The following is a 19,504-nucleotide window of genomic DNA, read 5'->3' as shown; positions in this document are numbered from 1 at the left end:
GGCGTCAAAGGCGTCGAGTCGCTCATTTCCTATTCGCTCTACAGCATCGTGCCCACCTTCATCGAGCTGGTACTGGTGCTGGGCATCCTGGCTGTCAAGTTCGACATCTGGTTTGCACTCATCACCATCATGGCGCTGGTGGTCTACATCACCTTCACGGTCACGGTCACACAGTGGCGCACCCAATACCGGCGCGAGGCCAACCTGATTGATTCCTCGGCGCACAGCAAGGCCATCGATTCGCTGCTGAACTACGAAACCGTCAAGTACTTCAACAACGAGCGCTTTGAAGCCGTGCGTTATGACGAGGACCTGGAGAAGCTGCGCCGCGCGCGGCTCAAAAGCCAAAGCAGCCTCAGCGTGCTCAACAGCGGCCAGCAGCTGATCATCGCCGTGGCCCTGGTTGCCATGCTGTGGCGCGCCACCCAGGGTGTGGTGGATGGCCGGCTGACGCTGGGCGACCTGGTGATGATCAATGCCTTCATGATCCAGCTGTACATTCCGCTCAACTTTCTGGGCACCTTGTACCGCGAAATCAAGCAGAGCCTCACGGATCTGGACCGCATGTTCACCCTGATGGACAAGGAGCGCGAGGTGGCCGATGCGCCCGGCGCGCACCCGCTGCAGCTGCAGGGTGAGCCCGAGCTGCGTTTTGACGATGTGCACTTTGCCTACCACCCCGACCGCCCCATCCTGCAAGGACTGAGCTTTGCGGTGCCCGCCGGCAGGACGGTTGCCGTGGTGGGCCCTTCGGGGGCAGGCAAATCGACGCTCGCGCGCCTGCTGTTCCGTTTTTATGACGTGCAGGCGGGAGCTATCCGCATTGCGGGCCAGGATATCCGTGAGATCACGCAGGACAGCCTGCGCCGCGCCATCGGCATCGTGCCGCAGGACACCGTGCTGTTCAACGACACGGTGGAGTACAACATCGCCTATGGCCGCCCGGGAGCCACGCACGATGAGGTGGTACAGGCCGCCCAGGCCGCGCGCATCCACGGCATGATCGCTGCCACGCCGGACGGTTATGCCACACGCGTGGGAGAGCGCGGCCTGAAGCTCTCGGGCGGCGAGAAGCAGCGCGTTGCCATTGCACGCACCTTGCTGAAGAACCCGCCGATCCTGATTTTTGATGAAGCCACCTCGGCGCTCGATTCTGCCAACGAGCGCGCCATCCAGCAGGAGCTGCAACAGGCCGCGCGTGGCAAGACCACGCTGGTGATTGCGCACCGCCTGTCCACCGTGGTGGATGCCCACGAGATTCTGGTGATGGATGCGGGCCGCATCGTCGAGCGTGGTACCCATGCCCGATTGCTGGCGCAAGGCGGGCGCTACGCGGATATGTGGGCGCTGCAGCAGAACGAAAAGCAGGAGCAGATGGCCGAGGAGCAGCAGGCGCAGGGCCAGCCTGAAAATTCGTGATTGCTATCTAAAAGTGAGCTTTTGGCGCTTGTGTATGAAGCGCTGGAGGCCATTTCTTGCCAAATCAGGGCTTGCGTGTCCGCGACAGGCGCTTTGCGTTGCTGACCGCCTTGGCATGCACGGGGGCGATGCCCGCGTTCAGCACATCGGTCACGGCATGCACCTGCTGCTTGACGATGCGCTTGGTGGCCTTGCCAACGCCAAATGGCGCAAAGGGATTGCTGGCCGTGGGCGTCAGCAGCTCGGGGGCTGCGACCATGCTGGCAGCAGCCTGCCAGTACGAGGTGCAGGCCTGGGTCCACATGCCCATCCACGATTCGTAGAAGGCAACGACCTTTTCGCTACCCATGCGGTAGAACTCCTGCTGGTCTCGCACAGAAGGGCTGGGGCCGGCCGTCATCATGCGGCTCACCCGCTGGGCAACCACCTGGGGGGCAGCCCAGGAGAGCTCCAGACTTTTCGCTGCCAGCGACTGGGCGCTGGAGTTGCTGCGGCGGGAGGAGGGGGACATGGTGGACTTTCTCTGAAAAAACGCTGGTTCGATTTTAGAGAAACCGGTTTCTGATAGTTTGTACAAATTGTCAGGGAATGCTCAACAATGCTGACAGAGGTGAGCGGAGGTGGGGCCATCCGGCCTGTCGCAGGAGGCAGCCGGGGAATTGGCCGCGCTATGTCAAAATCCACCAAGATAATGATTGGCCACTACAACAGCATGAATGTCCCCGAACTGACCGCTTGCCCGCAACGACCGCAGGGTGTGATCGAATTGGCTGGCGCTTGCTGCATGGTGACCGCGATTGAATGACCAACGGAGACCCTTGCATGCCAACCATTCGCGTAGAACTGTTCGAGGGCCGCACCGTGGAGCAAAAGCGCGCCCTGGCCGAAGCCTTGACCGAGGCCACGGTACGCACCCTGGGCGGATCGCCCGACGGCGTGGATATCGTCTTCTTCGATGTGCCGCGCCACAACTGGGCAACGGGCGGGCGCCTCTGGAGCGATCAGCAGCAGCAACAACAGCAGCAGTAAATGAGCACCGCTATCTGGTCGTCGCGCTGGTGGCAGAACATCAGCACCCGCGAATTCGCCGAGGGCGAGGCCTCGGGCCTGGCTGCGCGCACCGTGGCGGTGCTGCCGGTGGCCGCCATCGAGCAGCATGGCCCGCACCTGCCGGTGTCGGTGGATGCCACCTTGCTGCAAGGCATTGTGGATGCGGCCATGCCTTTGCTGCCGGCCGATGTGCCCGTGCTGGTGTTGCCCGCGCAGAACGTGGGCCTGAGCACCGAGCACCTGAACTTTCCCGGCACCCTGAGCCTGCCGCCTCAGCTCGTCATCGATCTGTGGACGGCCATGGGCCAGGCTGTGGCGCGTGCGGGCATCCGCAAGCTGCTGATGTTCAACACCCACGGCGGCCAGGTGGCGGTGATGGATATCGTGGCGCGCGAGCTGCGCATGGCGCACGGCATGCTGGTGTACAGCAGCAGCTGGGGCGGTTTGCCGCTGCCCGCTGCGGTCACCGGGCTGTTCAGTAGCGATGAGCACCGTTTTGGCATCCATGGCGGTGAAATCGAAACGTCGATGATGCTGCATCTGGCACCCGCGCAGGTGCGTATGGAGCACGCAGGCTGCTTTCATTCCACATCGCAGGATCGCGCGAGGCGCTTTCCCATTCTGGGCAATGGCAAAAGCGCCAAGATGGGCTGGGCCATCGAAGATTACAACGCCTGCGGGGCCGTCGGCAACGCGGCGGGCGCCACGGCGGAAAAAGGCAAGGCCGTGGTCGATGCTGCTGCGCAGCAACTATCCCTGTTGCTGCAGGAAATCCACCAGCTCGACTGGCGCTGCGCACAGCCGCAGCCATAGGCCCTCAGTTGCTGTCCGTTGCGGCGGCAGGCGCCTGTGTGCATGCTTGCAGGTGCGTGGCCAGTTGGTAAATGGGGCCCGAGAGGGCATGGCTGCGCTGCCGCAGCAGACCCACCTCCCTGTAAAACGTGTATTCGCCCAGACTGAGGGCCTTGACTGCGCTGGGCAGCGGCAGCAAGGCATCGGCCATGGGTGCAATCGCCACACCAATGCCCTGCGCAACCAGGGAAACGAGGCCGGGGAGATCGTCCAATTCCAGCCGTTCTGTGGGAGCCAGTTGCTGCTGGCGCAGAAAACGCTCCACCATGCGTCCACCAAACGAGCGCCGGTCGTAGCGGATGAACGCCTGCTGCTGCAATGCACTGCGCCAGTCTTCCTGCGGCATGGTGCGGTGGGCGAGCAGCATGAAAGGCTCTTTGAGCAGCGGCTGCCAGACAAGCTGCGGAACCATGCCGAAAGGCGGGCGAATGATGAGTGCGGCATCAAGGCTGCCATTGTCCAGCTGGTCCATCAGCTCCATCGAGGTGCCCGGAACCAACTGCACATGCACCTGCGGATGCTGCTGCATGAAGCCCGCCAGCGCACGCGTCAGCAAACCGGTATGGATGGTGGCAATGGCCCCGATGCGCAGGCGTACCGGTGTGGCCGCGCCGGTGTGCTGGCCCAGTTGCTCGAACTGGCGGACCAGTGCTTCGGCCTGCGGCAGCAAGGCGCGCGCCGCGGCGTTGGGTTGGGCGGAGCGGCCGGTGCGGTCGAACAGCGCATAGCCCAGGTGTTCTTCCAGCCGCTTGATCTGGCTGGAGACGGCGGATTGGGTGAGCCCGATGGCGTCGCCGGCACCGGCAAAAGTGCCAATGCGGGCCACGGCAATCAGTGTGCGCAGTTCGGTGATCATTGATCGAAAAAATTGTGACTCAGGTCAAAAATATATCGTTTTTAAATATCAAAGCATTGTCCTACATTCAATCTGCCGTGCCGGTAGGTGCCTGGAAATTGGCCTGCTGCCTCTGCAAAGTGGGCAAGGTGATTTCTTGCCAATGCTTCCCTTTTTGAGGGCCTGGCAACGGAGCAAAGCCGGTACACCGATAGACCAAGGACGATGAAATGACCACGACAGCCGCTTCCATACCCCCTTTTCACCTGGCCTTTCCCGTGCACGATATTGCCGTGGCGCGCCAGTTCTACGGCGATCTGCTGGGCTGCCCGGAAGGCCGCAGCTCTGACGCCTGGGTGGACTTCAACTTCTATGGCCACCAGATCGTCGCGCATCTGGCTCCAGAAGAATGCGGCCACAGGCAGAGCAGCGACGTTGACGGCCACGATGTGCCCGTGCGCCACTACGGCGTGGTGCTGTCGATGGCGCAGTGGCAGGACATGGCAGACAAGCTGACCGCCGCAGGTACACGGTTTGTGATTGAGCCCTATATCCGCTTCAAGGGCGAAGTGGGCGAGCAGGCAACCATGTTCTTCCTGGATCCGAGCGGCAATGCGCTGGAGTTCAAGGCATTCAAGAACATGGAATCGCTGTTTGCCAAGTAGAAGTGCTGTCAGGCGCTTCGCAGGTAAGCGCCGATAGCTATCAAAAAGATATCGAAAGATATCGAAAAAGACCAGGGCAAAGCGGCTGGCACAAGCCGCTGCTCATGAAAAAAAAGATCCAAGGAACCCCCCGCATGAATCGCCATACCTCCAGACCTGCCCAATCCTTGTTGACCGCTGCTGCTCTGGTGCTGCTGGGCATCGGCGCAGCCCAGGCCCAGCAGGACACGCTGGCCAAGATCAAAAGCACCAGCACGGTGACCATGGGCGTGCGGGAGGCATCGGGCGCGATGTCCTTCACCACCGGCAATGGCAAGTACGCTGGCTTTCATGTCGATGTGTGCGAGCGCGCCCTGCAGGGCGTGCAGAAGGCGCTGGGCCTGCCGCGCCTCGATATCCAGTACCAGATGGTGACGGCTCAGAACCGCATTCCGCTCCTGACCAATGGCACGGTGGATGTGGAGTGCGGCACCACCACGAACAATGTGGCACGCCAGAAGGAAGTGGCCTTTGCGCCGACCCTGTATGTGGAAGAGGTGCGCACGGCGGTGGCCACAGCCTCGGGCATCACCTCTGCCGATCAACTGGCTGGCAAGAGCGTGGCGGCCACGGCAGGTGCCACTGCGGTGCCCCTGGTGCGCAAATATGCCAAGGAAAAGGGCCTGGACATCCATCTGCTGGTGGCCAAGGACAATGCCGAGTGCTTCATCATGCTGGAGAGTGGCCGCGCGCAGGCCTGTGTGGCAGACGGGCAGATTCTGGCCACCGGCATTGCACGCATGCGCGAGCCGGGCAAGTACCGCGTCGTGGGCGAGCCTTTCAATGTGGAGCCGCTTGCCATCATGATCAGCAAGGATTCGCCCGAGTTCAAGAAACTGTTCGATGCACAGATCGCCAGTCTGTCTGCCAGCGGCGAGATTGCCAGGATCTACGACAAGTGGTTCATGCAGCCGATTCCGCCCAATGGCATCACGGTGAACCTGCCGGCATCGGCCAGTACCCAGGCGGCCTGGGCCCAGCTGTCGGACAAGCCCATGGAGGCCTACCAGGGGGCCAAGCCCTGAACGGGTGGGCGTGGTTCAAAAATAAGAGCTGCTTGCGCTTGACTGTCTTGAGTTTCAATGGATTTATGATTTGAAACCAAAGATGGGAGGGTACGAGCAGCTATTGTTTTGATGGCATGGCGAACGTCAGCGCCCGATCATCGGCAAATCAACGTATGGCTTCCGTGCCGCGCTGCGAGTTGCTGGGTTCGGCCGCCACATCAAAGGCGATGAACGACAGGCACAGCTGCACGCCCAGGATGAGGGGCAGCGCGCTGAACATGACGGTGCCCGCAGGCGTGACCATGCCCATCGCAAGAGACTTGCCCCACTGGTACAGGCCAAACCCCATTCCCCAGGCGATCAGGCCCAGGCCCAATGGCAGCTCCAGGGATGCGACCGACATGCCGCGCAGGTAGTAGTTGTAGAAAATGCGCTTGAAGAAGTTGCGGATATGGCCCGCAAAGAACTCGCCCAGGATCTGGGTGATCTTGAGGTTGCTGAATTCCGTTTCGTATTTGGCGTCCATCGGCACGTCAAGAACGACGGCACGCACGGTGTTCAGCCGGAACAGCATGTCGGTTTCAAAGAAGTAGCTTCGGCTGATCTTGTGCAGCGGCAGCTGGGCCGCCGTGCTGGCCGCGATGGCTGTGTAGCCATTGGTCGGGTCAAAGCTGCTCCAGTACCCCGACGAGAACTTGGCCATGAAGGACAGCACCGCATTGCCCAGGATTCGGATCTTGGGCATGCGCGATATCTTCTCCAGGTTGTAGAAGCGGTTGCCCTTGGTGTAATCGGCCCGGCCGCTGACAATGGGCGCCACAAAGCGCGGCAGCAGGCTCGGGTCCATCTGTCCGTCGCCATCGATCTTGACGATGATGTCAAAGCCATCGTCGATCGCCGCACGGTAACCGGCCATCACCGCGCCGCCCACACCCAGGTTCACCTCGTTGAACAGCACGCTCACGCGGGGGTCTCGGTTGTTCTCCTGTACGTAGCGGCCGCTGCCATCAGGGCAGCAGTCGTCGACGACATAGATGCGATCCACCTCGGGGCCAATGGCCTGGATGACCGCAAGAATATGCCGCGTGACCTTGTAGCTGGGAATGACGACAGCGATGGTGGAGGCGGGAGGGGGCGTTGTGGTGGATAGGCTCATGGTGGGTCGCAAGGTCTGCCACTGTGGCGGGCCAGATCCTCGCTGCTGGCGTACTACGCGTCTCTCAAGCGCACGATTGTTGCACAGCTGGGCGCCGCCACCGGCGGCGGCCGGTTGTCACAGGCCCAGCACCTGCGCAAACACCTTCGCATCGACGTTGCCACCCGTCATGGCGAGGCCCACCGTCTGCCCTGCAATGGCGGCCCGCTCCTGCAGGGCGGCGGCCAGTGCGGCAGCGCCTGCGCCTTCGGCCACATTGTGGGTGCTGGTGAACAGCAGTTGCATGGCATTGGCGACTTCGTCATCGCTCACCGCCACCACGCGATCGAGGTGCTGGCGCAGGATGGCGAGCGCCTGCGGATCGGCGCGGCGCACGGCCATGCCGTCGGCAATCTGTGTGGTGACCGCAGCGTCGACCACTTCGCCAGCGGCGATGGAATCGCGGTAGGTGGTGGCACCGGTGCTGACCACGCCGACAATGCGCACCGGGTGCTGCAGGGCCAGCTTGGCCGCCACTGCCGCGCAGGCGCCGGAGCCCAGGCCAATGGGAACATAGGCCGTGTGCATATCGGGCACGGCGCGCAGAAACTCCCACCAGTAGGTGCTGACGCCGCTGACCAGGTCTGCATGAAAGCTGGGCACCATGTGGGCGCCACGTTGCTCCGCCAGCGCGATGGCATGTTCGCGTGCGGCCTGAAAATCATCGCCGTGCTCGATGAGGGTAGCGCCCAGGGCGCGCATGGCGGCGTTCTTTTCGACGGAGTTGCCGTGCGGCACCACGATGGTGCAGCGCACGCCATGGCGGCGCGCAGCCCAGGCGATGCTCTGGCCGTGGTTGCCACGGGTGGCGCTGATGACTTCGGCAGGCAGGGCGTTGCGAGCGGCCATTTGCGCAAAATAGGTCAGGCCGCCACGGATCTTGAAGGCGCCCACCGGCGTGTGGTTTTCGTGCTTGAGCCAGCAATGGGCGCCGAGCTTTTCGCTGAGCAGCTGCCAGTGGTATTGCGGCGTGGGCTGGAACTGGTCATAGACCACGCGGGACGCGGCTTCGATATCGGCGAGGCTGGGCAAGGCGGAATGCGGCATGAGAGCTCCTGCGGTCGTTGTCTATCAAGGTTGAGTGGATGCGTCGCTGCGCAGCGTCACCAGCCCCTTGGGTGTCTGCAGGTGTGCGGCCAGGGCAGGCTGGGCGCCGCTTTGCACCTGTATCCGGGCATCCACAGGCAGATTCAGCGCCAGCAGTGCGGCGCGCAGTGTGCTTGCCTGCGGGTGCTGCAGCTCCAGGCCCAGCAGTTGCACGCCCTGGTCCTGCATGCTGGCTTCGGGGTGGATGGCGCCCCAGCGGATCAGGGTGGGCAGGCAGCCGCCCAGCAGCCGCAGCCCGTCGCTGCGCAAGCCGATCTGCCATTCCAGCAGGCCGCGCGGCGTCTGCCTGCTGGCGGCCTGCGGCGCGCCTGCAGGCAAATCCAATGCGCGCAAGGCTTCGGTGCTGGCGGCGATATCGGGCACGCGTGCCACCCAGTGAATCAACTGCGGGCCTAGCTGCGCGACCGACGCGCGCAGCCAGGCGGCATCCATGTCGAACCAGCGTTTGTCAAACGGGGCGGAAGGTGGAGCGCCTTCTGGGTCGATCGCGATGATTTCAAGGTACGAGGCCGCAAACGCATCGCTGCTGGTGCGCAGCAGGCGGTTGTGCGTGCCCATGAAGGCATGGCGGCCGCCTACCGAGGGCGTGACGCCCAGGGTGTCTTCGCACCATTGCACGCCTTCTTCCAGCGTGGCGGCCATGACCACCAGATGGTCGAGCTGGGGGATTGTTGAAGTGGAGGTGGATGAATTCATAGCTGCACCGTGCCGCTGATGCAGGCAGTGACCTGACCGCCAACCCAGACCTGGCCGCCCCCGTCCTGCGTGATGAATACCTGGCCTGACCGGTCCAGGTTGATGCCTTGGCTGGCCGTGTAGGGCGCTTCCATGTGGCCGTCGGCCAGCAACCATTGCGCAAGGCTCGCGTTCAGGCTGCCGGTGATCGGGTCTTCGCTCATAGTGGTGCCGGTGTCGAACCACACGCGCACCTCCAGATCCGGGTCGATGGCGGCAGTGGGATTGCCAGGTGCACTGCTGGAAAACGCCTGGGCTTCCCGGCTGGCGCGGCCAATCAGGGCCCGGCCTGCCTGGGGGTAGCGCGCTGCCACAGCCAGCTCTGCACCCAGTGCGTGCAGGGCTGCTGCATCAGGCTGCAGCGCAAATACGGTATCGGGTTCATCGACCAGAAGGGCCCAGAACAGCGGGCCGTTGTTCAGTTTTTGCCGGGCGATGACCTGGTCAGCACGCAGGCCGGCAGCTTGCAGCAGGGGTGCGAGTTCGGCATCGCTGATGCTGCTGCGCGCAAGCGCAGGCGCTGCAAAGGCCAGCTGGCCGCCTGTGTTCAGGCCTGAGCCTGTCGCGTTGGCTTGCGGATTCATCCGCAACGGCACCAGCCCCTTGGCGCATTCCTGCACCACGGTGCCGGGTTTGCGGGGCTTGCCGCCCGCAGCCAGCCAGGCATGGCAACTGCCCAGGGTGGGGTGACCCGCAAAAGGCAACTCGCCGCCTGGCGTGAAGATGCGCACGCGGTAGTCGGCTTCCGCCTGGGTGGGTTGCAGCAGAAAGGTGGTTTCGGACAGGTTGGTCCAGCGGGCAAAGGCCTGCATCGCCTCGTCACTCAGGCCTTCGCCGTCGAGCACCACGGCCAACGGGTTGCCGCGGTACGCGGTTTCGGAGAACACATCGACCTGCATGAAGGCGCGTGTACGCATGGGAAATCCCTTTCTTGAAGATTCAGAGAACGACCTGGCCCGTGACAACGCTGTGTACCTGGCCTTGCACCCAGATCTGGCCGCCTGCATCGGCACTATCGGTCACAAGGCGCATGCGGCCTGCACGGCCGATGGCTGCGCCTTGCTGCACGCGGTACGGCAAGGCAATGTGTCCGGCAGCGCTGAGCCATTGGGCCAGGCTGGCGTTCAGGCTACCGGTAGCGGGGTCTTCGGCAATACCGTGGGCGGTCAGGGTGATGCCGCGCACTTCCAGTACGGGCTCGGCACCGCCGCCTGCGCCATTGCCCTGCGGGTGAATGGCGCACAGCCCGGCTTTGACGCCCAGCGCGCGCAACGCAGCCGCGTTGGGTTGGGCGCGTGGCAAGCTATCGATATGGCGCATCAGCAGGCCCAGCCAGCGCGATCCGTTGTCCAGCCACTGGGCGGCGATCAGTTCATCGGCCTGCAGTTGCAGAGCAGCGAGCACCTGCGCCTGCAGGCTGGCGGGCACATCGCTGCGCTGCAGTGGCGGCGCGGCAAATGCCAGGCCATCCGTGCCCGCGCTGCCCACAGCAGGCACACATGCGATGGTGATCAGGCCCTTGGCGCATTCCTGCACCACCACCTGGCTTTGGCGTGGCGTGCCGCCCGCGTTCAGCCAGGCCTGGCAACTGCCCAGGGTAGGGTGGCCGGCAAAGGCCAGCTCGCCCGCTGGGGTGAAAATGCGCACACGGTAGTCGGCACCGGCGGCTGCGCCTTCGGTAGTGGGCGGCAGCAGAAAGGTGGTTTCCGACAGGTTGGTCCAGCGTGCGAAATCCAGCATGGCTGCATCGCTGATGCCTTCGCCGTCCAGCACGACGGCCAGGGCATTGCCTTGCAGGGGGTGATCGGCAAATACATCGAGCTGGGTGAATCGGCGTGGGTGCATGGGCAGGTGTGTTGCTATGAAGATTGAATGCATGGCGCGCACTGGGTGTGCGCTGCTGGCCAATTTTCCTTGAATTTATTCGAGTGTGATATCAAGCACTCCCCGTGTGGCTGGCCGGGCCAGCAGTGCGGCAAACCAGCGTTCCACATGCGGGTAGTGGGGGCGCTGGTAATCGGCGGCGGGCAGGTTCCACCAGCGGTGCACGTCGCAGGCGGCGGGGATGTCGGCCATGCCGAAATGGTCGCCCTGCAGGTAGGCGTGGGTGGCCAGGTGCCGGTCCAGCAGTTGCAGCAAGGGCTCCATCGCAGCAATGGACGCAGCGATTTTCTGCGCATCGCGCTGCTCCGGGGACATGCGGATGAGCTGGATGAAGGCATCGCGGCCGGCGGGGTTCAAGGTGGTTTGCTGCCAGTCCATCCAGCGCTCAGCATCAAAGCGCCCGGCCAGGGCGGCCGGATACAGCACCCCGGGCGAGTAGCGGGCGCACAGGTAACGCACGATCACGTTCGACTCGAACAGGCTCACCCGGAAGGCGCCGTCGCCGTCTTCGATGGCAGGCACCATGGCATTGGGGTTGCGGGCCAGAAACTCGGGCGTATGCGTTCCGCCAAATTTGCCGCCGGTGTCGATGCGCTCGAACGGAACGTCCAGTTCCTGCGCAGCCCAGACGACTTTGCGCACATTGATGGAAGAGATGCGGCCCCAGATTTTCAGCATGAGTGGCTTTCGGATGGTGATGAGGGAGGCGCTTGCCCAGCGCCAAAGGCTGGCCCTGGGCAAAGCAGTGGCCAGGCCTCTCCAAGGCAATCTGGCCAGATGGGCGCAGGGCCTATTGCTGCGCCAGGGTGGCGCGCACGGTGTCGGCCAAGGCCTTGATGGCGATGTGGATCTGCTCCTCAGAGGCCGTCACATACGACAGGCGCATGGTGCGGTGGTCCGGGTTGGCCGCGTAGAAGGCGGAGCCAGGCACATAGGCCACATTGCGCTCCACGGCTGCGGGCAGCATCTTCACGGTGTCCACGCCTTCGGGCATGCGCAGCCACAGGAACATGCCGCCGACGGGCCGCGTCCATTGCACATCAAGGCCTGCAAAATGCTGCTCCAACGCGGCCAGCATGGCGTTGCGCTGCTTTTTGTACAGCGCGCGGATGGTGGGCACATGCCGCTCCAGGAAGCCATCCTTGATCACCTCTGCCACCATGCGCTGGTTGAAGCTCGGGGTGTGCAGGTCGGCCGCCTGCTTGGCCTGCAGCAGCTTGGGGTAGATGGTCTTGGGCGCCACGATGTAGCCCAGGCGCAGGCCAGGGGCCAGCACCTTGGAGAACGAGCCCAGGTACAGGCCACCTTCCGGGTTGCGTGCGGTCAGCGGTGCGGCGGGCTCCTCGTCGTACCACAGGTCGCCATAGGGGTTGTCTTCCAGAAACGGCACCCCCAGTTCGGCAAGGCGCTCCACCACGGCCTGGCGGCGGGCATCGTCCATGGTGCGGCCCGTGGGGTTCTGGAAATTGGGCAGCAGGTAGATCAGGCGGGCTTTTTGCGCGCCTGTGCCCACCTTGCGCTCCAGATCGGCGGGGATCACGCCATGGTCGTCGCTGTCCACGCCCACCACTTCCGGCTGCTGGGTAGAGAAAGCCTGCAGGGCCCCCAGATAGGTGGGTGTTTCCACCAGCAGGCGGCTGCCTTCGTCGAGCATGATCTTGCCCACCAGATCCAGCCCTTGCTGGGAGCCGGTGGTGATCAGCACCTGTTCCGGGCTCACGTCCCAGGGCAATTGCTCTGCAATGAACTCTCGCAGCGGGGCGTAGCCTTCGCTGGCTGCGTACTGCAGCGAAGAAGCGCCGTCTTGCAGCAGCACCTTGTCTGCAGCATTCTTGAATGCCTCGATCGGAAAGGTCTTGGGGGAGGGAAGGCCTCCTGCCAGGCTGATGATGCCGGGCTTTTCGGTCACCTTCAGGATCTCGCGGATCACGGAAGGGTTCATGGTGGAAGCACGTTTCGCCAGGGTCCAGTTGTTCATTTTTTTCCTCGTACGAATGCGTCGTCTGCACAACGCACCGCCAAATAATCCAATCAAATGCTCAAATGCGGGGCTGTGAAACAGCTGCTTTTGAGGTTGCAATAGGGCGGCTGTCGGGCGTCCGGGAGTGCGCTCGGCGGGAGGCAGCCGCCTGCCAGCTTGTGGCTGGCGTGTTGGTCGTCGTCATTGTCTGTCCGATGGCGGAGTCCACATGGACAGCCAAGCGAAGTTCCGCCTTGCCATAGGGCAGTGATGTGGGGGCACGGGCTGTGGTGTGGGGTGCTGTCGTCATGGGACTGAATGGTGGTGTGAGGCCGGTTGGGGTTGCAGTGGGCAGGCTCAGGCCTTGATCATCCAGGCGGCGGTCAACACCAGCACCAAGGCCATGGCGCGGTTGAACCACAGCAGCCGCTGGCCTTGGGCCAGCCAGGTGCGCAGCAGGGCGCCAACCGAGGCATACAGCAAATTGCTGGCAAATGCGTAGAGCAGCATGATGGGCACGACGATGGTCAGGCGCATGAGTTGATCCTTGAACCCGACAATCCAGCCCGCAACAATGGCCAGTGCCAGCAGCCAGGCCTTGACGTTCACGAACTGCAGGCACACACCTTGCCAAAAACCGATCAGGCTGGTGTCCTTGGCCTCGGCAAGCTTGCCGCTGCCGCTTAATTTGTAAGCCAGCCACACCAGGTAGGCAATGCCTACGGCCTTGATGGCGGTCTTCATCGCTGGTGCCGCCATCACCAGGGCACCGACGCCGCTGGCGCACAGCAGCAGCAATGCACACCAGCCCACTGGAACCCCCCACACAAAGCGCATGGCGGGCCTGAGCCCCCAATTGGCACCCATGGCGGCTGCCATGGTGGTATTAGGGCCAGGCGTAAAGCTCATCGCCGTAGCCAAAAACAAAAAGGCGGTGAAATCGGCAACGGTCATGGTGGTGGTCATCTTGTGGTCGTACAGGGGAGCAGATTCGTCATTCTGGCAAGAGACGCACCGCCACGGCATCGCTGCCGGGACAGGGTGGCAAGCCTGCCACGCCTGAGATCGTAAGCACGTTCTGCGAGGCTGCGAAAGGCGATTGCCGCTCGCGGTACTTGCGATTACTATAGATGCGAGACCAATACAGTACCAATACAGATGTACTGCCAAGTGTGCAAACTGTATCGGTACCAACGCTGATACACCATGCTGACCCGAGATGCCACCCATACGCTGACCGAACAATTGGCTGCCCGTTTTGCCGAGCGCATCCGTTCGCGGCTACTGCCCGCAGGTACCCGCTTGCCGTCGGTGCGCGCCTGTGCCGTCCAGCAGGGTGTGAGTCCCCATACGGTGGTGGCCGCCTACGATCTGCTGCAGGCGCAGGGCTTGATTGAATCGCGTCGCCAGCGTGGGTTTTATGTCCGTGACTATGTAGAGAAATCGACGCAAGCATATGCGAGCAAAACGCAAGCTGCTATCAAAAGCAGAACTTTGAAGGATGCCGTTTCGCTCTCCTTGCCTGCTGCATCGGCGCGTATCAATGCCACCTCGCTCATCCGCGGCATGATGCACAAGGCCACGCACCCGCAGCCGGGTGCGGGCATGTTGCCCCCCGATTGGCTGCAGAACCAGTTTCTGCAATCGGCACTGCGCAAGGTGGTGGGGCTGGAAGAGTTGCGTACCATGTCCTGGGGCTACGGCGTGCCCATGGGCGACGAGATGCTGCGCGGCTTGCTGGCCGACCGGCTCAAAAGCCTGGGCCTGCCGGTGGGTGCCGACCAGGTAATGACCACTGTGGGTGCGACGCAGGCGTTGGACATTGTCAGCCGCACGCTGCTCAAAGCGGGCGATGCGGTGATGGTGGAGGAGCCGGGTTGGTCCGTGGAGTTTGCTCGCCTGGCGGCACTGGGCATGCAGGTGCTGCCTGTACCGCGCGGCGTGGACGGTCCCGATCTGGCCACCATGCGTCGGTATTGCGAAACCCATGCGCCCAAGCTCTATGTGAGCGTGAGCGTATTGCACAACCCCACCAGCTACAGCCTGCACCCGGCAGCGGCGCACCATGTGTTGCAACTGGCCAAGGAATTCGGCTTTTATGTGGTGGAAGACGATACCTACAGCCATATCGCACCCGAGCATGCCACGCGTCTGTCGGTGCTCGACGGCCTGCAGCGCACCATCTATATCAGCGGCTTTGCCAAGATTCTTGCGCCCAACTGGCGCGTTGGCTATATGGCGGCTCCGCCCGATATGGTGGACCGGATGCTCGATACCAAGCTGCTGTCCACCCTCACGAGTCCAGCCATCATGGAGCGCGCCATGGCCTTGTGCATCGAAAACGGCCAACTGCGCCGCCACATCGAGCGCGTGCGCAGCCGCCTCGTGCAGGCCAGAAAGCACAGCGTGCAACTGGCACAGCAGGCGGGCTGCCAGTTTGTGACTGAACCCGCCGGTATGTTCGGCTGGGTCGACACCGCCATGGACACCGAGGTGCTGGCCCAGCGCATGCTGGACGAAAACTACCTCATCGCCCCCGGCACCCTGTTCAACGCGAGCCGCCAGCCCTCCACGCTCATGCGCATCAACTATGCCTGTACGCAGGATGCGGCGTTCTGGAACATCTACCAAAGGGTGCGCGCGGAATTTCCGCAGGCAGATGGCGTACCCATGGCCTGACTATCCCGGGCAAACCAACTGCTATCGAAATTGAAGTTGTGGAGCGCTTTCAGCGTTTGCTGGAGAGACATTGGCCATTTATCGACATTCTCCCGATAAGATAGAGAAAAATGATTGGAAAACCTACCGAGCAGGCAATCCATGGATAGATGAGGTGAGTTCTGTTTGTTATGGTTTTTTGAATGCTTGGCGCGCTCCTTGGGTGCGCGGGCGATCGATTTTTATTGAATAAACAAAAAAGGGGATTCTCATGAAAGCACGCCGCGCCTTGCAGGCGCTGTGTATCGCAGCCAGTGTATTGAGCACCATGCCCAGTCAGGCGGCCCGCAGTTTTACCCCGCAGCCGGGCACCTGGGTGGTGACGAGTGAGCTCAATGGCAAACCGGGGCGCGGTCTTGCGATCGATGTACAGGGCAATGCATTTCTGATGCAGGTTTTTGCATACGATGCCTCGGGCGCGGCAACCTTCTACACGGCGATGGGCACCCTCGATGGAGATGCCGTGACAGCGCCGCTGATCCGCTACGTGGGAGGGCGCTCATTTGGTGGTGAACCTCGTTCTGCGGAGTTTCGCGAGTCACTGGGGAATGTGGTGCTGCGCTTCACCGATGGGCTGCATGGTGTGGTGCAGTTTCCAGGCGAGCCGGAACTGGCCATTGAGCGATTCACCGTGATGAGCACGGAGTTCGAGACCCTGTATGTGAGGCCTGCAACCATTTCGCCACGCAGTTTTCGGATGGTGGGGCTGGACGGCAATGGACAGCCCGCCATGGCCTGGGATGCGCAGCTCGTCAGCGGCACCGGGATTCAGCGCCAATTGCTGTTGAAGCAAACGACTGCCGGGGCCAATGCGCCTCAGCAGAAGCTGGCCTGCGCACGGCGGGAGGGAATGGATGCCTATGACTGCAGGGCGCAGGAGCCGGCTGCGGCGGGTTCTTCGGACTCTCGTGTGAGCCAGGCTTCCTTGCGCTTCTCGGGGCCGGATGTGCAGGGCGTGGTGGAGGCAACTGGCGCCGTGGGTGGGCGCTTTGGGGTGCAAGGCGAGATGATGGCGGGCGGCACCATCAGTGCATGGGGCGATTGCTCGGAAGGGGCCTACACCTATATGCAAGATATATCGTGCTACTCAGGCGATGTTCAGATTCCTTCCAATGGCACGTGGATGGTGACGGATGAAATCAATGGGAAGCCCGGGCGAGGAATCGCCGTCGATATTCAGAACGGGCTGGCGATTGCGCAGGTATTCAACTATCTGGGTAATGGAGGCGCTACCTTTCACATGGGAAGCGGTGGGTACTCGGAGCAGGAAACCCGGTTGGCCCTGCAGCGTTACGAAGGTGGGCGTGCCATTGGCGGGGCCATGCAGTCTGCTGTTCTGGTCAACAGCCCGGGTGAGATGACGCTGGGGTTCCACCGCCTGGATGACCGCACCAAACGCGGTCTGCGTACAGAAGGGGTGGTTCAATTCCCTGAAGAAAAACAGAAAAGCACCATTCGCGTGGTGCTGGAGGACCAGTCCACGCTTGCACGCAGGCTCGGTGGCCAATGGCTGATGAACTTTCAGCCTCCTGGCGGGCAAGCGGGCATGCCAATGGCCCGGGTGGTCACTTTTGGTCAAGACCAGGGTGATGTGGTAGCAAGCGCCGACGGTGCCGTGCAGTGCCGACCGGTGCAAAACATTGCGGCTTCTGCCGAAGTCATTTGCGACTGGCATGCCGATGGTGGCAAGGGGGGCGTATTGGGTACGGCGCATTTTGTGCTGCAACCCAATAACCGCCACACATCTGCCATGCGCATCCGGGATCAGCATGGCAATCTGACGGGTCTGGGCGCGTGGGAGTGAGACTGGCAACTGGTGGTCGCATGGCGCCGCTGCGATGACTTCTGAAAGCAAAAGGCACACCAGCGTCCCGTTGGTGTGCCTTTTGTTGTTGAGGCCGTGGAGTTTTAGCCTGCCAGCTCTTCCCAGCGCATCAGCGCTTCCAGCAATTCCTCTTCAATCGCGGCATCGCGCTGCTGCAGGCTGACCGCGCGCTCATAGTCGCTGTTGTAGAGTGAGCCGTCGGCCAGCTCCGCCTGAATCGCTTTCTGCTCGGCTTCCAATGCCGCGATGTGGGCAGGCAACTGATCGAGCTCGCGCTGGTCCTTGTAGCTGAGCTTGCGCTTGGGCTGGGCAACTGGCGCGGCGGAGGAAGTCGCTGTCGGTGCAGGCGCTGCGGTCTTGGCCTCTTTTGCTTCTTTGGCGGCTTTGCTGGCCCGGGCATTGGCTTGCTGTTCGGCAATCTCGCGTGAGCGGCGAGACTGGATCAGCCAGTCCTGCACCGAGCCTTCATATTCGCGCCAATGGCCATCGCCCTCTGCGGCGATGATACTGGTGACTACATTGTCGAGAAAGGTGCGATCGTGGCTGACGAGAAACACTGTACCGTCGTACTGCTGCAGCAGCTCTTCCAGCAGATCAAGCGTGTCGATATCGAGGTCGTTGGTCGGCTCGTCCAGCACCAGCACATTGGCGGGCCGTGCAAAAAGCCGGGCCAGCAGCAGGCGGTTGCGCTCGCCGCCCGACAGTGAGCGCACCGGCGAATTGGCTCTGGCTGGCGAGAAAAGAAAATCGCCCAGATAGCTCTTCACATGCTTGCGCTGGTTGCCGATCTCGATCCATTCGCTGCCGGGGCTGATGAAGTCTTCCAGCGTCGCATCCAGATCGATGGCATCGCGCATCTGGTCGAAATACGCCACCTGCAGATTGGCGCCTTGGCGGATGCCGCCACTATCGGGAGCCAGCTCGCCCAGAATCATCTTCAGCAAGGTGGTCTTGCCCGCGCCATTGGGACCGATCAGACCGACCTTGTCGCCGCGCAGCACCGTGGTGCTGAAATTGCGCACGATCTGCCTATCGCCAAAGGCCTTGCTGACATCCACCAGCTCCGCCACAATCTTTCCCTGGTAGCCATTGCCCATTCCCGAGGCAATATCCATCTTCACGCTGCCCAGGGCTTCCCTGCGCGATTCGCGATTGGAGCGCAGGGTCTTCAGGCGTTCGATACGGCTCTGGCTGCGTGTGCGACGCGCTTCGACGCCCTTGCGGATCCAGACCTCTTCCTGGGCCAGCAGCTTGTCGGCCTTGGCGTTGATAACAGCCTCCTGTGCCAGTTGCTCTTCTTTTTGGAGCAAGTACTGCGCAAAATTGCCTGGATAGCTGCGCAATTCACCGCGGTCCAGTTCCACAATGCGGGTGGCGATCGCGTCCAGAAAGGCACGGTCGTGGGTAATGGTCACCACGCTGCCCTTGAACTCCTTGAGCAGGTCCTCCAACCAGGCGATCGAATCCAGATCCAGGTGGTTGGTGGGTTCATCGAGAAACAGCACATCGGGCCGGGCCACCAACGCCTGGGCGAGGGCCACGCGCTTCTTGACCCCGCCAGACAGCGTGCCTACGACCGCCTGACCATCCAGGTGCAGGCGCTGCAGCGTCTCCTCCACCCGCTGCTCCCAGTTCCAGGCGTCATACGCTTCAATTTGCGATTGCAGCGCATCCAGGTCTTCGCCTTCGGCGGCGGCAAAATAGCGATCGCGAATGGCTGTGATCGCGGCCAGACCGTCGGAGGCGGCCTGAAAGATCGTGTGCGCGAGATTCAGATCGGGCTCCTGCGCCACATAGGCGATCCGTACACCGTTCTGCACCTGCAGAGTTCCATCGTCGGCCTTCTCCATGCCGGCAAGAATCTTCAGCAATGAAGACTTGCCCGCGCCATTGCGGCCGATCAATCCAACGCGTTCCTGCGATTCCAGTGAAAAATCTGCGTGGTCCAGCAAAGCAACATGGCCAAAAGCCAGCTGCGCATCTAATAAGGTAATCAATGCCATGTTGACTCTATTATCTGGTGCGCAGGGCGCTGGCTCGGAATGAGGGAGATCGAGAGGCGCCGCCATGCCAGGTACTGAAGGGCTGTCATGACCATGTCATGCCTTGCGGATCCAATAAAAAATTTTCTCCAACCTCACCAATGCATGGTGGAAACCCTATACAATACGCTTCATCGACAGCACAACGCCTTGCGAAGCTGCCAGACTCGA

The 19,504-nt window shown here is 62.3% G+C and carries 18 protein-coding genes; 7 read left to right on the top strand and 11 right to left on the bottom strand.

Going from position 1 to position 19,504, the window contains the following annotated elements:
* On the top strand, positions 1–1,419 hold a 1,419-nt coding region (locus tag ACH2DG_RS19545), incomplete at its 5' end, for an ABCB family ABC transporter ATP-binding protein/permease (RefSeq protein WP_395028168.1).
* A gap of 64 nt (positions 1,420–1,483) precedes the next feature.
* On the opposite strand, the gene ACH2DG_RS19540 is transcribed toward ACH2DG_RS19545, so the two are convergent.
* Positions 1,484–1,930 carry a polyhydroxyalkanoate granule-associated phasin gene (locus ACH2DG_RS19540; protein WP_224153041.1) on the bottom strand — a complete coding sequence of 149 codons (447 nt, stop codon included), beginning with the start codon at positions 1,928–1,930 and terminating at the stop codon, positions 1,484–1,486.
* Between the two features lie 311 nt (positions 1,931–2,241).
* Between ACH2DG_RS19540 and ACH2DG_RS19535 the strand changes: the two genes are divergently transcribed.
* Complete coding sequence (locus tag ACH2DG_RS19535) at positions 2,242–2,448, top strand: 4-oxalocrotonate tautomerase (RefSeq protein ID WP_184705670.1); 207 nt, start codon at positions 2,242–2,244, stop codon at positions 2,446–2,448.
* Positions 2,449–3,282: a creatininase family protein gene (locus ACH2DG_RS19530; RefSeq protein WP_395028167.1), complete on the top strand. Its 834-nt coding sequence runs from the start codon at positions 2,449–2,451 to the stop codon at positions 3,280–3,282.
* 4 nt (positions 3,283–3,286) lie between these two features.
* On the opposite strand, the gene ACH2DG_RS19525 is transcribed toward ACH2DG_RS19530, so the two are convergent.
* Positions 3,287–4,177 (bottom strand): LysR substrate-binding domain-containing protein, encoded by an 891-nt coding sequence (locus ACH2DG_RS19525; RefSeq protein ID WP_395028165.1) that lies wholly within the window; start codon positions 4,175–4,177, stop codon positions 3,287–3,289.
* Positions 4,178–4,386: 209 nt separating this feature from the next.
* On the opposite strand from ACH2DG_RS19525, the gene ACH2DG_RS19520 reads away from it, so the two are divergent.
* Complete coding sequence (locus tag ACH2DG_RS19520) at positions 4,387–4,821, top strand: VOC family protein (protein WP_224153045.1); 435 nt, start codon at positions 4,387–4,389, stop codon at positions 4,819–4,821.
* 134 nt (positions 4,822–4,955) lie between these two features.
* Positions 4,956–5,885 (top strand): amino acid ABC transporter substrate-binding protein, encoded by a 930-nt coding sequence (locus ACH2DG_RS19515; protein ID WP_395028164.1) that lies wholly within the window; start codon positions 4,956–4,958, stop codon positions 5,883–5,885.
* A 148-nt stretch (positions 5,886–6,033) separates the two neighbouring features.
* On the opposite strand, the gene ACH2DG_RS19510 is transcribed toward ACH2DG_RS19515, so the two are convergent.
* The 8 genes from ACH2DG_RS19510 to ACH2DG_RS19475 form a co-directional block, all read right to left on the bottom strand.
* Positions 6,034–7,023, bottom strand: a complete 990-nt coding sequence (locus tag ACH2DG_RS19510) for a glycosyltransferase family 2 protein (protein WP_395028163.1) — start codon at positions 7,021–7,023, stop codon at positions 6,034–6,036.
* Positions 7,024–7,140: 117 nt separating this feature from the next.
* Positions 7,141–8,109 carry a threonine dehydratase gene (locus tag ACH2DG_RS19505; protein ID WP_395028162.1) on the bottom strand — a complete coding sequence of 323 codons (969 nt, stop codon included), beginning with the start codon at positions 8,107–8,109 and terminating at the stop codon, positions 7,141–7,143.
* Positions 8,110–8,133: 24 nt separating this feature from the next.
* Entirely contained in the window at positions 8,134–8,865 is a 732-nt protein-coding gene (locus tag ACH2DG_RS19500; RefSeq protein WP_395028161.1) for a VOC family protein, read from the bottom strand.
* Positions 8,862–9,821, bottom strand: a complete 960-nt coding sequence (locus ACH2DG_RS19495) for a PhzF family phenazine biosynthesis protein (protein WP_395028159.1) — start codon at positions 9,819–9,821, stop codon at positions 8,862–8,864. Before ACH2DG_RS19495 ends, ACH2DG_RS19500 begins: the two co-directional genes overlap by 4 nt.
* Before the next feature lie 22 nt (positions 9,822–9,843).
* Positions 9,844–10,749, bottom strand: coding sequence for a PhzF family phenazine biosynthesis protein (locus ACH2DG_RS19490; RefSeq protein WP_395028158.1), 906 nt, complete (start codon positions 10,747–10,749; stop codon positions 9,844–9,846).
* 75 nt (positions 10,750–10,824) lie between these two features.
* Complete coding sequence (locus tag ACH2DG_RS19485; protein WP_395028157.1) at positions 10,825–11,466, bottom strand: glutathione S-transferase family protein; 642 nt, start codon at positions 11,464–11,466, stop codon at positions 10,825–10,827.
* 112 nt (positions 11,467–11,578) lie between these two features.
* A complete protein-coding gene (locus ACH2DG_RS19480) occupies positions 11,579–12,766 on the bottom strand; it encodes a PLP-dependent aminotransferase family protein (protein ID WP_395028156.1) in 1,188 nt (395 codons plus the stop codon).
* A 339-nt stretch (positions 12,767–13,105) separates the two neighbouring features.
* Complete coding sequence (locus ACH2DG_RS19475; RefSeq protein WP_395028170.1) at positions 13,106–13,702, bottom strand: LysE family translocator; 597 nt, start codon at positions 13,700–13,702, stop codon at positions 13,106–13,108.
* A 252-nt stretch (positions 13,703–13,954) separates the two neighbouring features.
* Here ACH2DG_RS19475 and ACH2DG_RS19470 point away from each other — a divergent pair, with 252 nt between their 5' ends.
* Entirely contained in the window at positions 13,955–15,427 is a 1,473-nt protein-coding gene (locus tag ACH2DG_RS19470) for a PLP-dependent aminotransferase family protein (protein ID WP_395028155.1), read from the top strand.
* 250 nt (positions 15,428–15,677) lie between these two features.
* Positions 15,678–17,270, top strand: coding sequence for a hypothetical protein (locus tag ACH2DG_RS19465; protein ID WP_395028153.1), 1,593 nt, complete (start codon positions 15,678–15,680; stop codon positions 17,268–17,270).
* Positions 17,271–17,374: 104 nt separating this feature from the next.
* Here the strand turns inward: ACH2DG_RS19465 and ACH2DG_RS19460 are convergent, their stop codons facing one another.
* Positions 17,375–19,294, bottom strand: coding sequence for an ATP-binding cassette domain-containing protein (locus ACH2DG_RS19460; RefSeq protein ID WP_395028151.1), 1,920 nt, complete (start codon positions 19,292–19,294; stop codon positions 17,375–17,377).
* Positions 19,295–19,504: the final 210 nt, after the last annotated feature.

It is taken from the genome of Comamonas odontotermitis (genome assembly GCF_040396735.1).
Taxonomy (GTDB): Bacteria; Pseudomonadota; Gammaproteobacteria; order Burkholderiales; family Burkholderiaceae_C; genus Comamonas; species Comamonas odontotermitis_C.
This window is presented reverse-complemented; position numbering and strand designations above follow the sequence as displayed.